Origin of the sequence: Segatella copri (assembly GCF_003465495.1) — a bacterium.
Lineage (GTDB): Bacteria > Bacteroidota > Bacteroidia > Bacteroidales > Bacteroidaceae > Prevotella > Prevotella copri_G.
In genome coordinates, this window is the sequence record NZ_QSAV01000059.1 from 1 (window position 1) to 18,187 (window position 18,187).

21 protein-coding genes are annotated in these 18,187 nt (G+C 44.5%); 12 read left to right on the top strand and 9 right to left on the bottom strand.

Annotated elements, in window-relative coordinates; genetic code table 11:
* Positions 1 to 487: 487 nt before the first annotated feature.
* The 9 genes from DWV53_RS13610 to DWV53_RS13655 form a co-directional block, all read right to left on the bottom strand.
* Entirely contained in the window at positions 488 to 1,231 is a 744-nt protein-coding gene (locus tag DWV53_RS13610) for a hypothetical protein (RefSeq protein WP_118154947.1), read from the bottom strand.
* Between the two features lie 1,305 nt (positions 1,232 to 2,536).
* A complete protein-coding gene (locus DWV53_RS13620; protein ID WP_259318997.1) occupies positions 2,537 to 4,015 on the bottom strand; it encodes an OmpA family protein in 1,479 nt (492 codons plus the stop codon).
* Positions 3,927 to 5,384, bottom strand: a complete 1,458-nt coding sequence (mobV, locus tag DWV53_RS13625) for a MobV family relaxase (protein WP_118154953.1) — start codon at positions 5,382 to 5,384, stop codon at positions 3,927 to 3,929. The genes DWV53_RS13620 and mobV overlap by 89 nt, the downstream gene beginning before the upstream one ends.
* A gap of 267 nt (positions 5,385 to 5,651) precedes the next feature.
* Complete coding sequence (locus DWV53_RS13630; protein WP_147329724.1) at positions 5,652 to 6,566, bottom strand: hypothetical protein; 915 nt, start codon at positions 6,564 to 6,566, stop codon at positions 5,652 to 5,654.
* A 58-nt stretch (positions 6,567 to 6,624) separates the two neighbouring features.
* Positions 6,625 to 7,122, bottom strand: a complete 498-nt coding sequence (locus tag DWV53_RS13635; protein WP_117695434.1) for a hypothetical protein — start codon at positions 7,120 to 7,122, stop codon at positions 6,625 to 6,627.
* Positions 7,123 to 7,135: 13 nt separating this feature from the next.
* The gene (locus DWV53_RS13640; protein WP_117695435.1) at positions 7,136 to 7,546 is read right to left on the bottom strand and encodes a hypothetical protein; all 411 of its coding nucleotides are present in this window, start codon (positions 7,544 to 7,546) and stop codon (positions 7,136 to 7,138) included.
* Complete coding sequence (locus tag DWV53_RS13645) at positions 7,536 to 7,898, bottom strand: hypothetical protein (RefSeq protein ID WP_117695436.1); 363 nt, start codon at positions 7,896 to 7,898, stop codon at positions 7,536 to 7,538. The genes DWV53_RS13640 and DWV53_RS13645 overlap by 11 nt, the downstream gene beginning before the upstream one ends.
* Positions 7,899 to 8,354, bottom strand: a complete 456-nt coding sequence (locus DWV53_RS13650; RefSeq protein WP_094880475.1) for a hypothetical protein — start codon at positions 8,352 to 8,354, stop codon at positions 7,899 to 7,901.
* Positions 8,355 to 8,366: 12 nt separating this feature from the next.
* Positions 8,367 to 9,275 (bottom strand): hypothetical protein, encoded by a 909-nt coding sequence (locus DWV53_RS13655; RefSeq protein ID WP_259318996.1) that lies wholly within the window; start codon positions 9,273 to 9,275, stop codon positions 8,367 to 8,369.
* Between the two features lie 519 nt (positions 9,276 to 9,794).
* On the opposite strand from DWV53_RS13655, the gene DWV53_RS13660 reads away from it, so the two are divergent.
* The 12 genes from DWV53_RS13660 to DWV53_RS13715 all read left to right on the top strand — a co-directional run bounded on the left by DWV53_RS13660 (position 9,795) and on the right by DWV53_RS13715 (position 18,111).
* Entirely contained in the window at positions 9,795 to 10,424 is a 630-nt protein-coding gene (locus tag DWV53_RS13660) for a recombinase family protein (protein WP_117695437.1), read from the top strand.
* Positions 10,425 to 10,446: 22 nt separating this feature from the next.
* Entirely contained in the window at positions 10,447 to 11,250 is an 804-nt protein-coding gene (locus DWV53_RS13665; protein ID WP_118079427.1) for a YqiA/YcfP family alpha/beta fold hydrolase, read from the top strand.
* Between the two features lie 16 nt (positions 11,251 to 11,266).
* On the top strand, positions 11,267 to 11,902 hold the full coding sequence (locus tag DWV53_RS13670) for an HAD-IA family hydrolase (RefSeq protein WP_181976500.1): 636 nt from the start codon (positions 11,267 to 11,269) through the stop codon (positions 11,900 to 11,902).
* A gap of 4 nt (positions 11,903 to 11,906) precedes the next feature.
* On the top strand, positions 11,907 to 12,284 hold the full coding sequence (locus DWV53_RS13675) for a YccF domain-containing protein (protein WP_118154959.1): 378 nt from the start codon (positions 11,907 to 11,909) through the stop codon (positions 12,282 to 12,284).
* Between the two features lie 64 nt (positions 12,285 to 12,348).
* Entirely contained in the window at positions 12,349 to 12,912 is a 564-nt protein-coding gene (locus DWV53_RS13680) for a flavin reductase family protein (protein WP_118154962.1), read from the top strand.
* A gap of 28 nt (positions 12,913 to 12,940) precedes the next feature.
* Positions 12,941 to 13,981 carry a winged helix DNA-binding domain-containing protein gene (locus tag DWV53_RS13685; RefSeq protein ID WP_118154965.1) on the top strand — a complete coding sequence of 347 codons (1,041 nt, stop codon included), beginning with the start codon at positions 12,941 to 12,943 and terminating at the stop codon, positions 13,979 to 13,981.
* Positions 13,982 to 14,221 carry a hypothetical protein gene (locus DWV53_RS13690; RefSeq protein ID WP_118154967.1) on the top strand — a complete coding sequence of 80 codons (240 nt, stop codon included), beginning with the start codon at positions 13,982 to 13,984 and terminating at the stop codon, positions 14,219 to 14,221.
* A complete protein-coding gene (locus DWV53_RS13695; protein WP_118154969.1) occupies positions 14,222 to 14,992 on the top strand; it encodes a YczE/YyaS/YitT family protein in 771 nt (256 codons plus the stop codon).
* A gap of 254 nt (positions 14,993 to 15,246) precedes the next feature.
* On the top strand, positions 15,247 to 15,873 hold the full coding sequence (locus tag DWV53_RS13700) for a type IV toxin-antitoxin system AbiEi family antitoxin domain-containing protein (RefSeq protein WP_117695760.1): 627 nt from the start codon (positions 15,247 to 15,249) through the stop codon (positions 15,871 to 15,873).
* Entirely contained in the window at positions 15,870 to 16,700 is an 831-nt protein-coding gene (locus DWV53_RS13705) for a nucleotidyl transferase AbiEii/AbiGii toxin family protein (protein ID WP_117695759.1), read from the top strand. The genes DWV53_RS13700 and DWV53_RS13705 overlap by 4 nt, the downstream gene beginning before the upstream one ends.
* Before the next feature lie 169 nt (positions 16,701 to 16,869).
* Positions 16,870 to 17,385 carry a pyridoxamine 5'-phosphate oxidase family protein gene (locus tag DWV53_RS13710; RefSeq protein WP_118079415.1) on the top strand — a complete coding sequence of 172 codons (516 nt, stop codon included), beginning with the start codon at positions 16,870 to 16,872 and terminating at the stop codon, positions 17,383 to 17,385.
* A gap of 45 nt (positions 17,386 to 17,430) precedes the next feature.
* Entirely contained in the window at positions 17,431 to 18,111 is a 681-nt protein-coding gene (locus tag DWV53_RS13715) for a DNA alkylation repair protein (RefSeq protein WP_118154972.1), read from the top strand.
* Positions 18,112 to 18,187 lie beyond the last annotated feature (76 nt).

The following is an 18,187-nucleotide window of genomic DNA, read 5'->3' on the forward strand; positions in this document are numbered from 1 at the left end:
AAGAAAAGGGTGCGCCATGGACTTATGACACACCCTCTTTTCGTCTCTATCGAGAAAGCCGGTCATGAAGGGTCAAAGTCATTAAGGGTCATTTTCATTTTCAACCCCCAAGAGTCCGGTCATTAAGGTCACGGTCATTAAGGTCATTAAGGATTTTTGGGGGCAAATGCGAATACACTATGTGCGCAATTGAATTGGGATGCAACGGACGATGTGAAGGAAGTTGCCAAGCAAATGGAAAAAGAAGAGGTTGTTGCTCAGGAAGAAGAGCAGCACTACCATCGTGGACGATAATTCATCCCATTCAATTAAAGACAGTCACTTTGTTGGCTGTTTTTTTTGATGCAATAAATAGATAGGGTGTTACTCTCATGGCCATTTTTGAGTGCAAGTATAAAGTCAAAGTCTCATGATGAAACTAAAATCGTCCGTTGACGGACGATTTTAGTGATATAAAGTATCGCGGAATTAAGAATATAGTCTTTTCTTAATTCAGTATTAGAGTTAAATTATGGAAAAGGTATAAGATACCTCTTCCCAGTTGCTCTTTGCATATGGAGTAGGAATAATTAGAATAAGGCCTTTTCGGAAGTGAATATTCTAAGAATTTATCTCTGAAAATAGTTTCCAATTCATTACTAATATATTCAATATTGCTGTCTAGTTGTATACAATCTTCGGGAATGGTAAATCTCTCTGACAAGAGACGATTCCATGGCACAACTGCTACTCGTGGTTCCTCTTCTGTTTTATTCATTTGCAAATCAATTATACCATGCGAATCTCCCCACTTCGAATAAGATTTTCCAAATCTTAGAGTATAAGAATAGACATCATTCATCATATTTATGTGTATAAATTCGATGTTTTCACATAAATCTCCAAAGTATTTAATGCAATTATATGTGTACTGAAGTAGGAAATATTCACTCGTACCACATGCGTGTAATCTTGCTAATGTGATTATTGAATCTTTTAGCGAAGCCATATCATGGTGCACATTCCATCCATTCAAGATAGACTGAGTCAAAACACTTTTCGGATAAGCAGGGAAATCATCGAAAACTGATATCACTTCCTGTTCATTCATTGAAATGTCCAAATCTTGATTTACTCCCCATTCTTCAAAATCGTCCCAGAGCCAATTTCCCCATTTTTCAGGATGCTTATTTGTAATATCATTAATTAAATAAGCCAAAACTCTTTTTTGTATTAATGTAGGTCCACTCATAAAAAAATTGTTTTTAACTGAAGTTTCGCAAGTGAATATATATCAACTTGCTTGTTTATAAATATACATATTACGTAGCGTATGGGCAACAGGATTCCTTTCGATGAAATCAGCCAGCAACTTTGTAGCATCTATAGAGTAACGCTCTGCAGCATCCAGAACAAAATCCAAAATGATAGCCCATATCTTGTCCGTTACGGACAAATCGAGAGTGTCATTGGTTACCTCAGAAAGAGACCAACGATGGTTTCATACGCTTCAAATCTCTTCACTGTACACAAGATGTTATACTGCATCATTGTCAAAGTGAAGCTAGCAACTTGAGCGGCAAAATGTATAGACTAGCATTTGCCAATGTTCAGCAAGGTTTTACAATCCTTGTATACAACTTCGGTTGCACATCGTCTGGCATAAATACTATACGCTTCAAAGAAGCTAAAAGAAAAGTCTGTAGTCAACAACCCATTCCTGTTTCCCTTGCGTCCTCGCTTGAAAAGAACAAACGGACTGGCAAATCATCCAACTTAACGTCATAGGTACAGCGAAGCATTTTATTGTGTTTGCATGCCTTTTCCTTTTGCAAGTGCTTGATGATTTGCTGTTTTATCTTTATTCTTTAGCGATTATAAAGATTGCTCATTTTCTTTGATATATACAAACTTCAGAGCCTTTTTTATTCCAAAATCACATTAAATCAAGCTTGTTACTCACTATATCCATACTTATTGTCTGGACTATCAATGGAGTCATAGCTACGCATTTCCCTTATACACTGATTGACAAGATCAATTAGTTCACATTTATCATAAAACATATGCAATAATTTATTTTGTTATTTTTAAGTTATAACGTAAAAAATGCAATAATATTGTAAGCGGCTCCGCATTTATACCTTGCATAAAAAAAAGCAGTAACTGCTGATTAAACAAATGCTGTTACTGCTTTTTCCATCGGTCAGGAAGTAAGTCTCTATATTTCTCCAGTGGGGTATTCGGTTGCTTTTCGCCTAACATTTTGCCGAAATATGCAGCTGTTTCATCTATATAATATTTAATATTGCACATAATAACACGACTAATATTACGTGCAAATAAAGTGGTTATATTCTGAATATCAAAACTTTCTATTAAACAAATAAGATTTTTTAAGATAATTATGGGGAGCTTACTCATCACGAGCAAACTCCCCATGGTGTATGAGAGAAGAATTTTAGTGCTTTTACTCAAAAGCTACGTTCAGCATATATTATGTATATATGTATATAGGTATACATGTATTCACGTATTCATGAATACACGTTTCAGCCTATTTCTGCAAAACAACGGTTGTGAAGCGGTTTGCCTCATTCGCCGCATATTTGTCGATTCCGCCTAAGTTGTAGGCTTTAATCTGGCTCTTATCTACACCTCGCTTGATGAGAGCCTTGGCTATGAACTTGGCACGTCGCTTACCCAAATCCTGGTTGCCGGACTGAGTACCAGTAGCACTATCTGCTGCACCGGATATTTTAATCTTCAGATTTTCCTGCTTGGCCATCTTCGCAATGTCGTCGAGATTCACAAGCTGTGACTTGTCAACCAATTTATCAGTGTTGAGCTTGAAGAAGAAATACACCGGAATACCGATGCTTACTTTCAGGTGGTCAGAAGATGAAGGGGAATCTGGGCGATAGCCATCAGCATTGCCTGCCATGTTGCCATCACCGCTGCCCATTGCACCCTGATTACTGTTGCCATTCATCGAAAGTCGGGCACGGAGGGAGTTGAGACCGCTGTAGCTGTTTTTCGGATAGACGGTCTTGCCATCGTCATTTCCTGCAAGTCGCTTTTCCAGATGAGCGTTCCTATCCCTCATGTAGGCAATGTAATCCTGAAGGGCGAGATTCTGCTCGATGTAAGGAGTAGCATCCACTACTCGCTTCCACCCCGTCTTGCCTATCGTGAAGGACAGACCGGCTGATACGGAAATCATGTTGTCGCCAAACTTGGTTGAAGTTCCGATGCCGTCAAAGTTCCTGGCGGTCAGCATCCCACTCACCTCTCCTACGAGATGAACACGGTCGCTGATGCGGTAACGAGCTTCCACGCCATAGGTGAAAGCAAACGGATGACTGCCACTTGAACCGCCCTGGCAGGTACAGTTGTTGATCCAGTCGGAATTATGGATCATGCCGACACCTATGAAGGGAATCACATCCCAAAGAGGGATTCCGCTTTCATTCTGACGGATGCCAGAGGTGATGTTGTACAGAAAGTCTGCATGGACAAACTGATACTTCATCGTATGGAACTCTGCGTTCTTGAAGCTGAGTCCCTGAAATCCTATTCGTCCACCGATTGCGGGCGTGAACCATTTGCCGACTCCTATCTGCAAGAGAGGAGTGACACGGTCGAACACGTCACCGCAACCAATGGGCGTCCCAAGAAAAGCTGAAACCCCGCCCTTTGCTTCTATAAACCAATTTCTACCCCAGTTGGCTGCTTCGCTTACATGCTTGAGATATGCAGGATTAACAGGCATGAGCATCTGCTCCTGACTGTACGATTTCTGGATATAAAGACTGTCAGAACTCTGTCTGGCAGTTTGTGCCGAAGCTGTCATTGCAGCCAGACACATCATTGTTATTGATAATATTTTCTTTCTCATGTTGTTGTCTTTGATGATTGATAACTTGCGTAAACAAATGAGCATGGTGTTACATCTTCTTTCTTCTTCTGACGGATGGAGCGCACATCTTGCGTGCCATAGCCAGGCATCTTCTTGCCCACTCCCTATCGTCTTCATCCGGTCGCTTGCCCCATCCTGAGTCTGGGCTGCCGCCTCCGCCTCCATGCGTCTGTGCAATGGTCGTGGCATCATCCACGAAACCGCACACGAGGTTCAAGGCTACCTTGACAACATGGTTTCCGTCTTCTGCCAACTGACAGAGAAGCGTGCCGTCGAAGTCAAGTTTCACGCTGTCAGGGAGATTCGGGAAGCGAATGGCAAACTCATGTGCCATGGTGTCGAGCATCACGCCATTGAGATGATAACTCATGTTGTGCGCCCAGGAAAGTTCAGACTGGTTGGCTTTGTCTTCCAGTTCACTGGCCTGCTTCTCTATCTCTTCCTTGTCCTTGCGGAGGGTGTCAAGCAACTGGTTAGTCTCAGAAAGCTTCTTCTCCTTGTCTGCCAGTTTATCTTCCACCATTGCCTTCTGCTGTTCAAGGCTCTGAATCTTACGGGCGATGTCGGCACTGATGTCGTCGCTGTTGGCTTGCAAGGCTCTCAGCGGTTTGAGTTCTGCTTCGAGACGGTTGATTTCTGCCTTCAGATTCTCAATCATAGAGGTGAATGATTTCTGCTTCTTCTGGGCGATGGAGAGTTCCACGTTCAGATCTTCGAGGGCTTTCCGGGTGTTCAGCATCTGGGCTTCGAGCGTCACGCACTCGTTGGCGAGCCATCGTCGATACTCTTCCGTTGAACGGTGACGTGCTCCTGTCTCTGCTATCGATACCCCTCTCGTGAGTCCCCATTTTTCATTGACCTTGGCCAGTTCATCGTGCAGGGCTAGAAGATAGTTCTTGTAATCTATGCGGTTCTGGCCATGGAAGATCTTCTTGAAGGCGAACTTCTTATCCTTATCAATAGGCAGAAGCGCACAGTGGACGTGCGGATTTTTCTCATCGCAGTGGACGATGAAGGAGACGATGTTTTCCTCTCCATATTTATCTGCCACAAAGCGGTAGATGTCCTGTGCCCACTGCTCTATTTCTGGCATTCTACGGATATGCTCGTTACCACCCTTGCTTTCAAAATCTACCTTCTGATTGCCAAAGGCAAGCTCTCGCATACGTTCCGTTGAACCTCCAAAGATGAAATTCACCACGGTTCGGAAACGTGGTTCTGCCAGTCCTTCGTTGGGGTCTTTAATGCCACGTGAGGCGAGATTTTCTGCCATGCGCCTGATAAGCGGACGGCTCTTGTCTATCGGGGCGACAATGCCACCTGGACGGATCTCGAAGTTGAGATGCTCACGGCTACGGTCGTAGTTGCCTTCACGCATGGCCTGGTTCCATCCCTTCTCCGTCCAGTCTCTCAACTCCTCGTTGCCTACCGAAGCAAGACCTTTGGTAACCTTGATGTCCATGACTTGTTTTGATGATGTTCCCATATCGTATTTCTTTGCTAATGCCCTTACTCCAGAAGCCTTTTTCAGTCTTGGCAACACCAGGAAATCTGACCCAGCTTGCTGTTTATCTGGTCAGCCCTCCCGACTACTTCAGTAGGTCGGGGTATTAGGCTTCCCAAGACTGAAAAAAAGTGGCACGTGCAAGCACGCTGCCTCACGTTGCTTGAAATCATTCAGCGATGTGCTAACGGGCGTCCTGATCGCCATCAGCGTGCCTCGCATGGAATAAGGGGAATATGACTATTGTTTTTAATCGTCGGAAGATTCCGCAGGTGCTACCTTTTCGGATGGCTCCCTGGCCTCAGTAAGAGGACGAGGGGGATTCACATAGTAGTTGGAAGCGGAGCAGCAGATGTAGTGCTCGAAGATGCAATCCAGGAGTACTATCTCCGCTTTCGAATATCGGGTTGCCACTTCGTACATATAACTCGGCTTGGTGTTGCCACTGATGGCTTTAGCCAGAATGCCAAGAGAATCTATCACCTTGTACCAGTCCCAGATGTGGTCTTTTCCGAAAAGCAGGCTCACGGAATCTGAAAGCTCCTCAGGCAGTTCTTTCTCCTGATTGAGATAACGGAGGATGGAAACTGCCAGTGAATCGAATACCTGGGCCTGCTGGTTGAGTACACGCCTGGCAGGAATGTCTCCATATCCTTCCTGCTTGGCCATGTTCATCTTCAAGTCGTAATAACGGCTGTAGGAATCGGCCACTTCCCTGGCGGTGGCTCTGCCTTTGATGAAGCGGATGAACTGCATGGCGCAGAATTCGAGGATGTCGTCCGGACTCTCGATAAGAAGAGAGAGACGTTGCTCCAGGTTGACAGAGAAGATAAAGCTCTTGGAGTATGGCTCTACGGAAAGCTGACCAAGTTTGGTGAGTCCGGAGATAAACTGGCGAACCGTGGCACGCTGCCATTGCCACTGACGGGCAAGTTCGGAAATGGTGGCAACAAACTGACCGGGCAACAGCTGGAGGGCTCCATCGGTTCCCGGAGACTGATAGGCTCCTGAGGATGCTTTCGAAAGCAGGTCGCAGTAGGCTTCCAGCTTGCTGTAACGTTCCTCTGCTTTCGGCTTCAGAAACTCCAGCAACGAACGGTCAACACCTCGGCATCTGTCTGCTTCAGGTGTCTGTTGATTGGGATGATGAGTCATTTGAGTCATTTTTGATTTTGGAATGTTGAGCAAGTGGATATGATTCTGTGCCAGTTGCAGGTGGCAACTAATAGTAATTTCTGATAATCAGCGCAAGCAGATCCTTCGGGTTGTTGATGGCCTCAGGATGGCTCTTCAGCAGAAGAACTCTTTCAGATGGATAGAAGACTGCTGCCACACTGATAGTAAAGAGGAACAGGAACATGCTGTTCATATAAGGTAAGGCGTAGCAAACCATCGAGAGCAGCAAGGTGGCGAACCACAGTCTTTTACTCTCATGCAGAAGATGGAAGGTGCTTTCTGCGATTTTCCTGTTAAGAAGCACCAGAGTCAGGAGTGTTGACACTACGACTGAGAGATTGGGGGTCGTGACATGGCAACACCAGTTGATGAAGATTAGCATCAGCACAATCAGGTAAGCATAGAGATTTCTTGCGCTCTGAAACATGGCCATCTTCCACATAAACCGATTCATGAATCCATATTCCTTCCTGTAAAGACAGAAAAACGCTGTCAGCAGGAGGAAGGGAAAAGCGAATTGGATAAGGGTTAATATCTGTATCATATATTCCTTTATTTTACTTGTTATTATCTCTGTCGAGTGATTCGAGTCGCTCGGCAATTCTGTTGTTTAACTGGATGTTGTAACTGAGCGACATCTGGTCTATAGTAGGGTCTTTCGCCAGTTCTTCATCAGCTTCGATGAGAAGACGGAGATAGAGATCCACATTTGAATTGTGGTCTAACTTCTCTGTAGGCATAGCTTCTGACGATTTGCCATGAGGCTTTATCGGGAGCATCGTATCAGGGTCGATGTCATCAGGAAGCTGGTAAGCCGTCTGAATGCTTCGCATCACGAAGATGCAGAAGACTATCATCAGTCCGACAATCGCCTTGCCCATGATGTTTAAATCAAAGAGCATCAGAACAAGCACCATTACCAGGATGGCTATTATATAGAATGTATATACTTTTCTTTTAGTACTCATAATCGCTTAATTCAAGTTTGATGATTCCGAAGGATGCTTTCTCTATAATGTATTCGACATCACGCCGGGTGAGAGTGCCCTTCTCTACTCTACCCTTGGCACTCGGATCTTTTCTACAAAGAGCTGCCAGACTCTGGTTCAAGTCGTATTCATTGATTTTCCAGGTTCGCTTCTTTCTGAAAGAGTAATGATCTCTGTAACTCTGGAGCGAAAGTCCCTTGTAAAACAGGGGCTTCAACACCCCATCCTGCAGGATTCTCATCTCTACCAGCAGTTCCGTATCTTTAACTATTATCCATGTTCTGTATCTTTGTATGATGTCTGCAATCAGGTAATACGTCTGTTTGTTCATCTAGAGACCGCAGTTGAAATCATTCATGATCTGTACGTGTTCTCGCTTAGCCCGGAACGTGCCGCGACGCTCGTGCAGCCGGAGGTCTTCAAAAAGATCTGCCGACATGAGTTCGATGGAGTTGTAAATCGTCACATTCAACTCGTGGATGAGTCCATCGGCGGAAGTCTTGCAGTTGATCTTGAACATCCTTTCGGTGACCGGATAGCAGTAGGCGCAGCATTCATGTCCGAACACTGTATGGACTGATGGCTCCAGATGGTAGAGAATGGCAAGGTCGGCATTCATTTCGAACATATCAATCACCTTGTCTATAGGTTGTGGGATATGCACTTCGTAGGGAAGAATGGCATAATCTTCGTATGCCTTTATCTCGCCAATCCAATAATTATCAATCAGCTCTGGCAACAGCATGGGGCCGGATGCCTTGAATTTGTAGATAGCTTCCTGTAACATGATAATGAAAGATTAGAGGGTTGATATGTAAAGACGCATCAGCTGGGCTGGAATCTTGTTGGACACTTCCTTGTTGACAAGGTGCTTGCCTTCAAGTCTCGTGATGATGGCAGGATAATCCTTGGCGATGTCCGTCATCAGCTGAGCCTGTTCCGGGGTGAGCATGGCAATGGCCAGCGCATCCATCGAGAGATAAGGCTGCAATATCATCCAGAGATAGGCATTGGCTTGGATAGCATCTCTGATTTTTCCTCGCTTCAAAGCGTCACGGCAAACCTGGGCGTTGAGAATCAGACGGCGGTCTGTTCGCATCGACATGAGGACGAGGGTCTCAGAAGCTGGCAGCTTATTCCTGGAAGCAGACTTGTAGATGGCAGAACAGATGTCTGCCGTATGGTTGGTGATTTCCGTCATTCCGATGGATGAGCATTCGTCGATATGAGCGAGGAACGTGCGGAAATGGCGGTCTTCCTCATGCAGGAATGCCACGAGTTCCTTTCTTGACTTGATGCCATGCGACTTAGTGCTCAAAAGGAACTTTGAATAGTTGACCAAGGCTTTGTGAACTTCCAAGTCGTAGGCAGGCGATTGATCCAAGGTGGCGAAGAACTTGATGGCATTTTCCTTCAGAGAGCCGAGTTCCTTGTTGTCCTTATATAAAGAGGTGTGGAGCTTCACATAAGCCACATCACTCAAAGTACAGTTGCCTGTCATCCCCAGAAGTTCTGTGCGGATGGAGTCTGAAATCAGATCATACTTCATGGAAAGCCCACTGTGCGCATTGAACGAAGGATCCTTCTTAATGTAGTTCAAGACGGTGTCTCCATACTCGTGCCACTGGTTGATGAAACCTGCAAGCTGCTCTGCATCAGAGTCAGAATGCCCTTTCATCGTTTGAAAGAAAGCCTGGTACTGTTTCAAAGCATCTTCTGAAGACTTGAAATCATATTGACGACTTCCACTGCATGAGGTGATCATGAGTAAGGCACATAAAAAAAGCAAGTGAAAGAATAAACTCTGCTGAGTTGTTTTTCTTTCACTTGCTTTACTTTCTTTCATTTGGTTTTTGAGACCTGTTGCTGAAGAGTTACCGAGGCAACCGACAAAACTGTTCAACTGTACTGTATTCCTATTATCCATTGGCATGTAATTGAAAATTTTGCGTGCAAAGATACAGATAAAATTCCACATTAACGACACTACAATCAGACTTTATGTTATTTTATGTTTCATACTCTTTGCAGTATGATTCTTGCAGGAGTGCTCCTAATTTTATAAATTAGGTTAAATCCAGTCTGCTGAACCAACAAAACCAGGCAGTATGAATCCATTTCTGAATATAATTTGTATCTTTGCAGAAAAATCGTGCCTAATGCAAGGGCTATCCTGCAATGAAAAGGCACATAACTATCAAGTTATCAGTCAATAAAACATTTTGATATGGCAAAAGTAGGCTACATCATGGCTACATCCCAGTATGACAAACTGGAAGAAGACCGCAAATGGATGAACGAGTTCGGTTGTGTAAGAATCATCGAAGAAAGTGATGATAACGAACGCCACAGACCGCTGTGGAAACAACTGATGGCAGCATTGCAAAGAGGCGATGAACTGGTGATTCCGAAATTTTCCAACGCCTTGCGTGGCAGTCGTGAACTGGCAATATTTCTGGAATTCTGCCGGGTCAAGGTCATTCGCATCATCAGCATCCACGACCGGATTGACTCCAGCAACATCCTGTTTCCGGAAACCAAGCCATCAGACGTATTGGTAATGATGGGTTCCCTGCCAGACGAAGTCCTTGCACTTAGGAAATCAGCTGAGCATGTAATCAAGCTGCAGGAGAAGATGATTGTGTCTCTGCCTCCTGTTTCTGCCAGCAAGATGCAGAAGCTCGACAGAGAGAAGACTGTAGTGAACCTCTATGTTGCAGGACATCCGATAGATGAAATCTGGAGAGCCAGCGGATTCAGAAGCAGAAGTTCCGTATTCCGCATTCTCAACAAGAACGGAATCAAGCTGAATAGAGGCAACCACTCCGGACCAATCAAAAAAAGAGACACAAAGTAAACATGACATTGAAGATTAGAGCATGAAGAAGATATTATTCCTACACGGATTCTTCGCCACGGGCAGTTGTCCGATGGCGAGAGCCTTGAAAGAGGCGTTTGAGGGGACGGCGGTGGTGCTGACTCCCGACCTGCCATTGCACCCCAAGGAGGCACTGAAGGAGATTCGCTCCATCATCGACCGGGAACAGCCCGACTTGCTTATAGGCAACAGCTGCGGCTCTTTCCTCGCCCAGATGCTGGCTCCGGTGGTGGGCATTCCTGCCCTACTCGGCAATCCGTATTTCATGATGACGGAGTTTCTGAAAGAGCGCATCGGCGAGCATGAATACAAGGCTCCGAGAAGGGACGGAAATCAGCGGCTGGTGATTGACGAGGCGCTGATAGAGGAGTTTGCGGAGCTGGAAGCCGTGCAGTTCGACCATTGCAACCCCTATTATAAGAATCGTGTGTGGGGACTTTTTGGTGAGCAGGACACCCTGGCTCACTTCTCCCCTCTCTTCCTGCACCATTACAACCAAGCCTTCCATTTCCCTGGCGGTCATACGCCTACAGAGCAGGAGGTGAAGACCTGGTACGCTCCCCTTGCCCAGAAAATGCTGATGGAGTTTTCAGCAAAGGAAGAAAGATATTTCCAGCACTTTAAAGGCGGCAAATATAAGTTCATCCATTCTGCCTTCGACTCCGAGACTCAGGAGCGCATGGTGGTTTATCAGGCTCTCTATGGAGACCAAGCCTATTGGGTTAGACCGGAAGATATGTTCTTCGGGAAAGTAACAAGGGACGGCAGAACTTTCAATCGTTTCACAGAAATAGATAAATTCTAACAACAGGAAAATGAGCATGAAACAGATAGAAACTCTCGTTTTTGATTATGGAGGTGTCATCGTGAACATTGATGATGCCTCTGTTGTGAAAGCCATTGAGAGCCTGGGCGTTACGGCGTTCAAGCGGCTAATCCATGTCCGCAAAATCAAGAGACTGATGCACCAATATATCAATGGTCTGGTAGCAGAAGCAGAAACATTGAAAGAGATGCTGAGCCTTTGCCGCAAAGGAACCACAACTGAGGATATTGAGAAAGTCCTTGAAGAGCTGTGTGGCAATCTGCCTGTGGAAAGACTGGAGGCATTGGTCAAGCTTCGGAAGCGATACAAAGTCTATCTGCTCAGCAACATCAACGACACGCTTTGGCAGAAATCGGTCAGTCAGATGAAGCAGCTGGGATATTCCACGGACGAGCTGTTTGATGAAGTCTTTCTCTCATACGTCATGCGAAAGGAAAAGCCATCCATCGAAATCTATGAAGAGATGACGCAGCAGACAGGAATAAATCCTGCCACTACGCTCTATTTCGATGACCGCACAGAGAATGCCGAGGCAGGCAAGCGTTTTGGTTTCCAGAGTGTACTGGTAAAGTCCAATCATCTGGAAGAGCATCAGGAATGGCAAGAAATTATCAAGAATATAAAAGAATAATCTTATGCGCATAATAGGAAACTTACTTTGGTGGCTCTTCGGAGGTCTCGAAGCTGCCATCGGTTATTTCACCGGAAGTCTGGCTCTTGCATGTACCATCATCGGCATTCCCTTTGCGATACAGACATTCAAGATTGGTCTGCTCTGCCTATGGCCTTTTGGTTCTACAGTAAAAGAAACGAATAGTCCAACTGGTTGCATTCGCATTCCGCTGAATTTACTCTGGCTGATTTTCGGGGGATTGTGGGCTTGCATCATGCATCTGTTCTTCGGCTTTCTCTTATGTATAACGATCATCGGCATTCCTTGGGGAAAACAGCATTTCAAGATGGCCGGTCTTTCGCTCGCACCATTCGGCAAGGATGTGGAGTTGGGATTTTAAAGTGATACAAATTGCGCTGATGGCGTATTTACACATAAAGATAACAAAATAAAGAACGAAGCATATGAAAAGTTTTTCACCAAAGCCGTGGCTTGCACCACAGCCTGTGCTGATTATCGGCACATATAATAAGGATGGAGTTGCCAACGCAATGAACGCTGCCTGGGCAGGACAGTGGGACATGAAGGAGATTATGATCTCGATGGGAAACCACGTCACCACAGACAACCTGAAGCTTGGCGGCGAGTTTACCGTTGCCTTCGCGACCAAGAAAACCATGGTGGCTTCTGATTTCGTGGGCATTGTTTCTGCCAAGAACGACCCGAAGAAGATGGAGAAGACTGGATGGAGCATCGAGAAGGCGACTATGGTCAACGCTCCTGTGTTCACCGATTTCCCGATGACCCTGGAGTGCCGCATCAAGGAGAAGTATGACGAAAGCGAAACCGGCTATTATCTCGTTGCCGAAATCGTCAATATTCTTGTGGATGAAAAGTATCTGGCAGAAGACGGAAATCCAGACATGGAGAAGATGGAACTGATTGTCTTCGACCCTATTCATCACGACTATATCCAACTGGGCGAGAAAGTCGAAAACGCATTCTCTGACGGCAAGACTTTGAAATAATCAACGTAATTTTAACGACTCAGAAACAATGAATCCAATAGCAATACGCCTGCTTTCGCAGCAGCTCATCTGTCCTCAATTTGATACTCCCCAAAAGGTGGTGTCTCATTTTGGAGCCATGCAAGCCCAGGATTACCGGATGGTAAGATGGGCGGTGATGATGCGTACTCGCAAACCATCTTCCATCGCTTTCAAAAAAGCATTCGATGAGGGTGAGATAGTCCGTCTTCACCTGCTGCGTGGCACTTGGCAACTGGTTTCAAATGAAGACTATTGGTGGATGCTGGACCTGATTTCACCTAAGGCAACTTCTGTTGTAAAAGGATGGATGAAGAGTAATAAAATCAGCATCGATGATTCTGAGCTCAATCTGATTCACGAGATATTTGTTCAAAAAACCGATGAGATGCAGTCTGTAACAAGCAAAGACCTGAACGAGGCTTTGCTCGAAAAGGGCATCATCATGGACAAACATCGCCTATCCTACCACATTCGCTTTAACGAATTGAACGGTACTTTCTGCAGCGGCAATCTTCTTCCTACAAAGGCGACATACAGTCTCACAGAAAAGAAGGTTCCAAGAACAGCCAGGCTGGAACGTGATGAAATGCTGATGCTTCTGGCAAGAAAATATTTTCAGAGCCATTCGCCAGCCACATTCGAAGATTATGTCTGGTGGTCAGGACTGAGCACTTCTGATTGCCAACGAGGCATTGAGTTGCTTGGTTCAGAACTGAGGGTTGAAAAATGGAAAGACTATCAGTTCTACCTGCATGAATCATGTAGAACACGTGGATTCAGAAGAGGAAAGACTCATCTGATAGCTCCCTTTGATGAATATCTGATTGGTTATAAAAGCCGGGAATTAGTAATCCATCCACATCAAATGCCGTCTGCATACACTAATAATGGCATTTTCTTTTCTGTTATCGCCCATGATGGCAGAATTTGCGGCAACTGGAATCCTTGGGAGAAAAATCTCAACATCAGTTACTTTGATTCGACAGAAAAAGATTTGTCATTTGAGAAGCAATGGAAAATATTTAATGGAACGATAAAGAAGAAATAAATGACTATTGATACAACAAACCTCTGCTCGCATCTTCAAAAGAAGTTGTTTGAACCTGAGGGAGTATATTATCCTATCTGGCAAGCCATGCAGAATGATGAGGAGTTGACTGCCGTGGTTCGCTCACGACAGCTTCATATTTATCGTAACGGCAAGAAGATTCTCATTCTCGCTGGCAAGGCTCAGCCTAAGATTATCAGAGAGGACAATTTGAATGAATTGATTAAGAAAATAATATAGATGATTAAGAAAGAAGAAGTTATATCTTTTGTATGGCAGCATATTCTGCTGCTCGTTTCGCTCTATGTAATGACTTTCGGAGTCGCAGCATGTGTGCGAAGTCAGTTAGGTTCAAGCGTTATTTCCACCATCCCTTACGTGATGGCTTCGGCAGGAAAGATGCTTGATTACATCCCAGGATGGACTATCGGCGGCTACACCATCATGATGAATGCGATCTTCGTGGTGCTGCAGATTCTGATTCTGAGAAGAAACTTCGAGTGGGTGCAACTCTTCCAGCTCGCTATCGGCTTTATCTTCGGAATGTTCATAGACCTCAATATGGTGCTTACACAGTGGATGGTTTCAGAAAATATCCTGGTCAATGCCCTTGTGCAGATTGCCGGTTGCACCATCCTCGGTTTCGGAATTGCCATGGAGGTGAAGTGCGGCTCAGTAACCATGCCTGGCGAGGGCATTTCCATCGCCATTCACAAGGTTACCGGCTGGCCTTTCCCTAAAGCCAAGATTCGGGTGGACATCACGCTCGTGGTCTTGGCCGTCTTGTTCTGTTTCCTGCTTCTCGGTTCATGGAAATGGGAGATCGTGGGCATCGGAACGCTCTTCGCCATGGTCTATGTAGGTGTTACAGTTCGCCTATTCAACAAACATCTTGCATGGTTCGACCGCCTGCTCCACTATCGTCCAGGTTGCCGAAGATATGTTTACGGACTGGCACGATACATAAAGAAGACAGATGTAACGTCAAGATTATTTAAGTTCAACGGATAAAAATAGATGAACATGAATTTTCCAGAAATATATTCAGCAACAGGCATATAAACGGTATGTAAAAATACTGCTATTCTGATGTGGGCAATGAGAATGCTATGGAACAGGAGCACTATTCTGACTCGGAGTATGTAGCCTAATTTCTGCATCAATATTTAGCGGTCTAACTAAGCAACTTGTTAAAATAGCCAAAAATAGAACAGAAAAGCAAGCAAAAGTTCGTTTTCTATTCCAAATTTTACTATTTTTGCACCATGATAATGGATTTAGAACATATAGGTAACATACCTGTCAGTACTTCAGCTATAGCTTCATTGTTTACAAACATTGAAGCAGGGAATCAGAAAGTACGCAGTCTTGAGGCGGCTCATAAAATTATCCGACTCAAGAAGGGGCTTTATGTGGTAGCCCCAAATGTGTCTCGTGTTGCTCTATCCACAGAACTGATAGCTAATCATCTTTATGCTCCTTCGTATGTGTCTATGCAGACAGCCTTACGTTATTATGGATTAATACCAGAAGCTGTTTATACTACTCAGTCTATGACACTAAAGCACTCCCGTAGCTTTGATACTCCTGTCGGGCGTTTTGAGTATAAGAACATGTCAAGAGAAGCCTTTTCAATAGGGATTACAAGCATCAATATGCAGAGTTACGCCTTTCTGATGGCAACACCAGAAAAAGCTCTCTGTGACTTAATCGCAAATTCTCCGAAGGTTAATTTACGTTACCTGAAGGATGTAGAGAACTATTTGGAGGAGGACATCCGAATGGAAATAGATGATTTCAAGAATATGGACATAAGTATATTTGAGCGATATGCTCAGGTTGGAAAAAAGTCTAAATCCATAGAAACTCTAATTAAATATTTAAGGAAATGAATACAAACGAGATATTCAATCAAATGCTTTCGAGCTATGACATAACGACCGAACTGCAAAAGCGCAATGCTATCTTTGAGGTCAACCAGCAGATTATTCTTTCTGGTCTTTACAATGGTGGCTTTTTCAACGAGGCAGCTTTCTATGGTGGAACATGTCTGCGTATATTCCATGGATTGCAGCGTTTCTCTGAGGATATGGATTTTTCCCTGCTTGCTCCGAATGAAAACTTTGATTTTACACATTATTTTCAGCCCATCATTGACCAATTCGCTATGGTGGGTAGAGAGGTTGAGATCAGAAAGAAGGACAAAAAGAACTTTGGCAAAGTGGAGTCTGCCTTTCTGAAAGACAACACAGATGTATATGATATTACATTCCAAACTGAGAAATCTGTTAAGATCAAGATTGAAGTTGATACTCAACCTCCTTTGAAATTCCAAACAGAACAGAAGTTGCTTCTGCTCCCCCAATCTTTCATGACACGATGTTTCACTTTGCCAGCCCTCTTTGCAGGAAAGATGCATGCACTGGTGTATCGTGCCTGGAAGAACAGAGTCAAGGGACGTGATTGGTATGACTTCGAATGGTATGTTCGCCACAATGTTCCTCTTGACTTTACTCACTTGTGCGAAAGAGCCTTACAGTTCAATCACGAAGAGCTTGACAAGGAGACGTTCCTTCAAAAACTGAATGAAAGACTTGCCACGGCAGACATGAATCAAATAAAGGCAGACGTATTGCCTTTTGTCAGGAATCCCAAAGAGTTGGATATTTGGTCGAATGACTATTTTATGGAACTTGCAAAAATGATCAGATTTGAATGAAAGAAACATTTAGAAAATATCTGGACAGATCATTTCACCGGAAATTCAGCATCAGGAAAGGTCATGGTGAAATGCGGTTTCTCTGACACCGGAATGCAGAACAGATGTAGCCAGCTTGTGGGTGGCGACAAGGATATGGTTAAAGTATTTAAGTACAAAGGATAAAAAAATGAGAAAGAAATCAAGAGCAATGGATAGTGAGTGGGCATTGGAAGTAATGCACAAGGCTCCGTATATAACGGTCAGTTTTATTGACGAAGAAGGCAAGCCTTATGGTTTACCCCTGTCACTCGCATCAGATGATGATGTGAATTGGTATTTTCATGGTGCCTTGGAAGGCAAGAAGTTGGAGGCAATCAAGGCTCATCCTGAGGTCTGCCTTTCAGCCGTAACACGTTGTGCGCCTACGGTTGGTCCGAAGGACGGCAGTTTCACCCTGCAGTTCAAATCAGCCATTGCATTCGGCAAGGCAGAAATCGTGTCAGATGAAGCAGAGAAGATTCATGGTCTCCGACTAATCTGTGAACGCTTTCTTCCTCAACACATGGATGCTTTCGACCAGAGCATCGCCCGTTCCCTATCACGCACGGCTGTTGTTCGCATCACGCTCACTGAGCCTCCAACCGGAAAGCGCAAACAATATGATAAGGAAGGCGTGGAAATGAAATATGGCAGAATGGAATAAAGAGGCAATTGCTCCTTCTATGTTGCATTATAAAACAAAGAATTTATGACTTCACTTCAAGAAAGACTGTTCGCCATGCAGGATAAGCAGTATGCTGCTTTCCAGGCTAAACTGACACCGGGAGTGCCTATGGAAAGTTTCATAGGCATTCGTGTGCCTGTGCTTCGCAAGTTCGCAAAAGAGTTTACAAAGGAGGCAGAATGCGAGGAATTCCTGCATCAGCTTCCTCACGAATACTACGATGAGAACATGCTTCATGGTCTCCTCATTTCCGAGGTGAAGGACTACGAGGAATGCATTCGTCTTACAGACAGTTTCCTGCCTTTCGTGGACAACTGGGCAGTTTGCGACATCATGTCTCCGAAGGTATTTGCCAAACACAAGAAGGAGTTATTGGCGAAGATCAAAACTTGGAGCAAATCGTCACACGTTTATACTTGTCGCTTTGGAATAGAGGTGCTTATGTCTCATTATCTGGATAAAGACTTCAAGGCAGAATATCTTGAAATTCCTGCATCAGTAAGGAGCGAAGAGTATTACGTAAAAATGATGATAGCCTGGTTCTTCGCCACGGCTCTTGCCAAGCAATGGGACGCAACGATTCCCTACATCGAGCAACGCCGCCTTGCACCCTGGACGCACAACAAGACCATCCAGAAGGCCATCGAGAGCTACAGAATCACGCCCGAGCAGAAGGAATATCTGCGGACATTGAAGATAAAATAAATGGAAAAATCAGAAATAGGAAAATAACCATGCATTGTCCATTCTATTACCCCGTACAAAAGTACCACACTTAGCA